Origin of the sequence: Candidatus Accumulibacter cognatus, assembly GCF_000584975.1 — a bacterium.
Lineage (GTDB): Bacteria > Pseudomonadota > Gammaproteobacteria > Burkholderiales > Rhodocyclaceae > Accumulibacter > Accumulibacter cognatus.
Map to the genome: position 1 here is coordinate 10,846 of NZ_JDST02000065.1, position 246 is coordinate 11,091.

Below are 246 nucleotides of genomic sequence, written 5' to 3' on the forward strand. Positions count from 1 at the left end.
CCGGCATTCAAGGCACAAGTGGCCCTGGCGGCGCTGAAGAGCGACAAGACGCTAGCGGAGCTGGCGCAGCAGTATGACCTTCACCCGAATCAGATCACGGACTAGAAGCGGCAACTGACGGAGCGTGCGGTGCAGGTTTTTGGGGACACCGGCAGCCCGACGAACAGCGATCCTGACCTGACGAAGCTGCACGCCAAGATCGGCCAGTTGACGCTGGAAAACGATTTTTTAGAACATGCGCTCACC

The 246-nt window shown here is 59.3% G+C and carries 1 pseudogene; it reads left to right on the forward strand.

Going from position 1 to position 246, the window contains the following annotated elements:
• Positions 1-246 (forward strand): annotated as a pseudogene (locus AW06_RS13005) (transposase); the annotation flags it as partial.